This is a genomic window from uncultured Marinobacter sp., from assembly GCF_963974375.1.
In the GTDB taxonomy this organism is placed as follows: domain Bacteria; phylum Pseudomonadota; class Gammaproteobacteria; order Pseudomonadales; family Oleiphilaceae; genus Marinobacter.
This window is the reverse complement of record NZ_CAXBDN010000296.1, coordinates 1-4,943: the sequence shown is the minus strand read 5'-3', so window position 1 is coordinate 4,943 and position 4,943 is coordinate 1. Positions and strand designations below refer to the sequence as shown.

The 4,943-nt window shown below is 56.6% G+C and carries 6 protein-coding genes; 5 read left to right on the top strand and 1 reads right to left on the bottom strand.

The features are described 5' to 3' along the window. From AAC035_RS18580 to AAC035_RS18570, 3 genes are all read left to right on the top strand, one after another. A partial coding sequence (locus tag AAC035_RS18580) for a class II fructose-bisphosphate aldolase (RefSeq protein WP_339806594.1) occupies positions 1–319 on the top strand: 319 nt, incomplete at its 5' end. A gap of 445 nt (positions 320–764) precedes the next feature. Next, positions 765–1,736 carry a DnaJ C-terminal domain-containing protein gene (locus AAC035_RS18575; RefSeq protein ID WP_339806593.1) on the top strand — a complete coding sequence of 324 codons (972 nt, stop codon included), beginning with the start codon at positions 765–767 and terminating at the stop codon, positions 1,734–1,736. A gap of 12 nt (positions 1,737–1,748) precedes the next feature. Beyond that, the gene (locus AAC035_RS18570) at positions 1,749–2,090 is read left to right on the top strand and encodes a chaperone modulator CbpM (protein WP_339806592.1); all 342 of its coding nucleotides are present in this window, start codon (positions 1,749–1,751) and stop codon (positions 2,088–2,090) included. 79 nt (positions 2,091–2,169) lie between these two features. Here AAC035_RS18570 and AAC035_RS18565 read toward each other — a convergent pair whose 3' ends face one another. Further along, on the bottom strand, positions 2,170–2,337 hold the full coding sequence (locus tag AAC035_RS18565; protein WP_339806590.1) for a DUF6435 family protein: 168 nt from the start codon (positions 2,335–2,337) through the stop codon (positions 2,170–2,172). Positions 2,338–2,629: 292 nt separating this feature from the next. On the opposite strand from AAC035_RS18565, the gene AAC035_RS18560 reads away from it, so the two are divergent. Together AAC035_RS18560 and AAC035_RS18555 are read left to right on the top strand one after the other, a co-directional pair. Next, on the top strand, positions 2,630–4,123 hold the full coding sequence (locus AAC035_RS18560) for a DUF5666 domain-containing protein (protein WP_339806589.1): 1,494 nt from the start codon (positions 2,630–2,632) through the stop codon (positions 4,121–4,123). 76 nt (positions 4,124–4,199) lie between these two features. Then, entirely contained in the window at positions 4,200–4,943 is a 744-nt protein-coding gene (locus AAC035_RS18555; RefSeq protein WP_339806588.1) for a DUF6502 family protein, read from the top strand.

The following is a 4,943-nucleotide window of genomic DNA, read 5'->3' as shown; positions in this document are numbered from 1 at the left end:
CGGCGACATCAAAGAAACCTACGGCGTACCGGTTGAAGAAATCGTCGAAGGCATCAAGTACGGCGTGCGCAAGGTCAACATCGACACCGACCTGCGCCTGGCCAGCACCGGCGCCGTGCGTCGCTTCCTGGCGAAGCACCCGGCAGAATTTGATCCCCGCAAATTCCTCAAGGAAACCATGACGGCCATGACCGAGGTCTGTATCGCCCGTTACGAAGCCTTCGGTGCAGCGGGTAATGCCAGCAAGATCAAGCCGGTCAACCTCGAGCAGATGTTCATGCGTTATGAGTCCGGGGAGCTGGATCCGAAAGTTCGCTGAAGCCTTTGCTCAGTCCGTTTATCCGGAGCCCGTCGAAGGGCGTTGACCACAAAGTCCCATCCTTCGACAAGCTCAGGATGAACGGGTCTGAAGGCAGCCTTCGACAAGCTCAGGATGAACGGATTTGGTCACAGCCTATGTCTCTGCGGCAGGTTCAGAGTCAAAGCGAATGGACTGAGTAAATTCTAGCTCCGTTCGCCCTGAGCTTGTCGAAGGGCGTTTACTCCGGAGTTCCCTTCTTCGACAAGCTCAGGATGAATGGGCCTTACGGCGTTCTTCGATCCTTCGGCGAGCTCAGGGCCAGGACGAACGGGCTCTGTGCGTTCTTCCGAAGCTACCCCAAACTGATCCCCATCAATTCTCTGTCAGTCCTTCCTTGTAATTTCTCTCTGTAAGCCGAATATACTAGGCAGACATTCTGCCCCATATAAACGCGAGGAGAGCAATGGACTTCAAAGACTATTACGCCGTGCTCGGTGTCAGTGAGTCTGCCTCCCCCGAGGACATCAAAAAGGCCTATCGCAAACTCGCCCGCAAATATCATCCGGACGTCAGTAAGGAAGAGGATGCTGACACCAGATTCAAGGATCTGGGTGAAGCGTACGAGGTGCTGAAAGACCCGGAGAAGCGGGAAGAATATGATCAGCTGCGTAAATACGGCGCCCGTGCTGATGGTTCTTTCGAGCCACCTCCTGGCTGGCAGAGTGCCTCCGGCTTTGGTGGTGGCGGCTACACTGATGCCGATGCCGGCCAGTTCAGTGACTTCTTTGAGCAGGTGTTTGGCGGCAGCCGCAGGGCTGGTGGCTTTGGTGGGGGTAACCGCAGTGGTTTTCATCAGTCCATGCGCCGGCGTGGTGAAGACGTTCATGCCCGCCTGGCCCTGTTTCTGGAAGAGGCCTTTAACGGCTGCGACAAGCAGGTTCAGTTTGTAGCCCACGAACTGGACGAACAGGGGCGGATGATAGCCCGTCCCAAAAACCTCAAGGTAAAAATTCCTGCGGGTATGAAAGACGGTCAGCACATTCGCCTGAAAGGCCAGGGTGCGCCGGGTATGGGTGGGGGCGAGCCCGGTGACCTGTTCATCGAGGTGGAGCTGGCTCCGCATCCGGTGTTCACCCTTGAAGGCCACGATGTTGTTGTTACCGTGCCTGTATCCCCCTGGGAAGCAGCTCTCGGTGCCACCGTAACCGTGCCAACCGTCGGTTCAAAACTGAACGTCAAGGTGCCTAAGGGGTCCAGCACAGGCCGCAAACTGCGCCTCAAAGGCAAAGGGTTACCCGGCAAGCATCCCGGAGATCAGATTGTGGTGTTACAGGTGGTCATGCCGGAACATCACAGTGCCGAAGCGGAAGCGCTCTATGGGAAGCTGGCCGAACTCGAAAAGAACTTCAATCCACGCAGCAAGCTGCACGTCTGATCAGGGGGCAGGATGATGAAACGGGATACCGTCATAACCGTAGAGCTGACAGACCCGCAGGCAAGTTTCACGCTGCGGGAAATCTGTGAACGGGGCGAGTGTCATGCGGAGTTTGTAATCAAGCTGGTGAGCTACGGCATCATCAGTCCGCTGCAGGATCTTCCCGAAACCCGCCAGTGGGAGTTTGACGTGGAGGCGCTGGCCCGTCTCCGCAAAGCCCAGCGCCTGCAAAGGGATCTCAAGATGAATCTGCCGGGCCTGGCGGTGTCGCTGGATCTGCTGGACGAAGTCAGTACCATGCGCCGTGAGGTTGACCGTCTCAACCGGCTGTTGCGGCAGATGATGGATGAATAAAGGCCGGTGCCGCCCCTGCCGCAGTCACAGTGGCTGCCACCGGACCGGCGGCCGCTGATTCAGGCGTCAGCTCAGCGGTCTATTTTTTCAGTTCCTGAAGTTCCGCGTAAATTTTTTCGGCTTCTTCAGTCAGTGTGGAATAGGTCCTGATATCCCCGTTGCGCTGGGCATTCATGGCCTTGGCCAGTTTGTCCTCGTAAGCCTTCTGCAGTTTCTTCTTCGGGTCACCTTTCAAAAATCCCAGCATAGTCGTTCATCCGTTTCGGGTTTCTGTGCCTGATCCGGTGTTCTGAACCAGTTCCGGCCTTCTGAAATAACAGTTACGCACATCCGGGGCCCAGGTTCACCGAAAGTTCATATATTTTCTCTGGACATTCCAAAAAATGGGAATAAAATCCCAATAAACGAATGGGAATAAAATCCCATTTTCCTTGCCGGGTTTATTCCTGACCGACAAGGGGTCCGGCCGGACCGACGCCAGAGCTCAACTCGAAACCAGAAGCGCACCGGCCATAGGTGTCTGAAACAGGAGTCTTGTCATGAAATACAATGGGTTAACCAGGGCAGTACGAATAATTCTTGCAGGCGTGGTGGCTGGCTCGGTGGCAGCCTGTGGCGGCGGTGGCAGTGATTCTGGTGGCAGCAACGTGTCTGCCTCCGGAACCAGTGTCGGACCGGTGTCCGGATTCGGCAGTGTTTACGTCAACGGTACCTATTTCAACACTGACGATCTCAGGGGTGGTATTACCAGCGACGATGGCCTCAGCCGTGAGAACGAACTTGAGAAAGGCATGATTCTCCAGGTCAAGGCGGATTGGGATGACGACCGCCGGGAAGGTCGGGCTCGCAGCGTTGAGTACGATGACACCCTGCGGGGGCCTTTGTCAGGCTTCAGTTGGGATAGCATTGAAAATACCGGAGAGCTGATGGTCGCCGGTCAGCGCGTCAGCCTTGATGGACGTACCGTGATCAAGAGCCGGGATGCGCTGTCCTCGGTGGCGGCCAGCCCGGCCGGCTATCGGGTTCGGGTCAGTGCCTGGCGCCAGGGTGATGGCAGCTTCAGAGCCAGTTTCGTCGGCATCCGTCCGCTGGCTGATCGCTTTATTGCCGATAACGAGCGGGAAGTGGAAATTGAAGGAGTCATTCGTGATCTCGACCCGGATGGTCGCACTTTCACCATCAACGGATTAACGGTGAACTATCTGCTCGCCGATTTCGATGATGACCTGGATGACGCAAGCGATCTCCGCAACGGCCTGGTGGTGGAAGTAGAAGGCTATCTGAGCGCTGGCGTGCTGATGGCCACGGAAATTGAGGGTGAGGACGACTGGTTCGATGATGACGACGATGTCGAGATCTCGGGTGCTATCTCGGGTGACTACGATTCTGCCCTTCGTCAGTTTCAGCTGAACGGTGTCACTGTCCAGGTGACCGGTGGTACCGGGTTTGATGACGGCCTGAGTGAAAGTCGCCTGGCAGACGGCCTGTTCGTGAAGATTGAGGGTGAATACCGTGATGGCGTCCTGTACGCCGAAGAAATCGAGTCCCGGGATGGCAACGCTGAACTGGAAGGCCGCATTGAGAGTGTTGACCTGGCCCAGGGTCGGATGCAGGTTTCCGGGGTGCAGGTTGCCATCAGCGCCAATACCCTGATTGAAAATGACGATGATGATTTCCGGAACCGTAGTCAGGATCTGGAGTCACTGAGCCCGGGGCAGTATGTGGAAATTGAAGGTCGTCAGCGTTCCGACAGCAGCGGTAGCTACCTGGAGGCGTTCAAGATCGAAAGGGAAGACGACGATGATGACGACGATTTTGAAATTGAGGGCCGGGTAGATGAAGTTACCACCGAGACTCTGATCATCATGGGACTGACCCTGAACCGGGGCGGCGAGAGTCTGGCGGGCATCGGCACAGGCACAATGGTCGAAATTGACTATGAAAACCGGGGTGGCGTCTATGTGATCACCGACCTTGAGGTCGAGGATGACAATGACGACGAAGACGACGAAGACGACGATGACGACGACTGATTAAGTGTTGAAAGTGAGGGGCCGTTCATGGCTCCTCACTGGTTTTATCAACCCTGTGGGAATACAATCCCAAACCATGACTGAACATGCGAACCATCCTCTGCAGCGGGCCTTGTACCGCATTCTGCGGCCTCTCGCGAGGCTGCTTATCCGCAATGGTATTCCCTTTGGGGAATTTGCGGATCTGATGCGCCGGGCCTATGTGGAAGCGGCACTGGGAGATTCCGGTGACAGCCGGAAAAAACCGACCGACTCCCGTGCTGCCATCATGACGGGACTGACCCGGAAGGAGGTCAGGCGCCAGCGGGATATCCTCGCTGGTGAGCCTGTGATCAACGAAGCCAGGCAGGGCAATCGGGCATCCAGAGTGGTGGCCGGGTGGGTTCACGACCCGATGTTTCAGGATGCCCAGGGTCAGCCCGCCGTGCTCCTGTTCGACGGCGATCGCGGTTTCAGTGACCTGGTGCGTCGATACAGCGGTGATATGACACCGAGAGCTGTGCTTGATGAATTGCTGCGGGTCGGGGTGGTCAGCCAGAGTCAGGATGGTGATGGCGGATTGATTCTCCGAAAACGGGCCTATGTGCCCGCCGGAGATGACGCTGAAATGCTCCATATATTCGGTGAAGACGTATCTGATCTTATTGCAACGATCGACTACAACCTCACCAGCGGTAAAGCCGGTCGTCAGCCACTGTTTCAAAGAACGCTGACCTACAACAACATCCCGCCGACGGTGATTCGCCAGTGGCGGGAGCGCGCCGCGGCCGACTCCCAGCGCTTTCAAACAGTGGCTGACGACCGGCTTTACCGCTGGTGA